Raw genomic sequence first — 249 nt, 5'->3', positions numbered from 1 at the left:
CGACGGCGGCGGTCTGCACTCGCTCTCGGTGGCCTACCTCGCCCTGGTGCGCGAGCTGCGGCCGGCCGGCCTCGCCGAGGCCGCCTGGCGAAACTGGTACCACTACCTGCCCTGGGAGGATTGGCGCGCCGGGCGGCCTGATTCCCTCGGCGAGATCGAGGCCAAGCTCCTCGCGTGGGCGGAGGGCACTGGAGACCCGAAGCAGCGGCGTCGCCGCGAGGACCGCCTCGGCCTGACCTTCGGGCTCTG

General features: G+C 73.9%; 1 pseudogene. It reads left to right on the top strand.

Annotated features, from left to right (window positions below):
• Positions 1-249, top strand: a pseudogene (locus CVH10_RS22970) (NAD regulator); the annotation flags it as partial.

It is taken from the genome of Halomonas sp. ND22Bw (assembly GCF_003011945.1).
Taxonomy (GTDB): domain Bacteria; phylum Pseudomonadota; class Gammaproteobacteria; order Pseudomonadales; family Halomonadaceae; genus Halomonas; species Halomonas halophila.
This window is presented reverse-complemented; position numbering and strand designations above follow the sequence as displayed.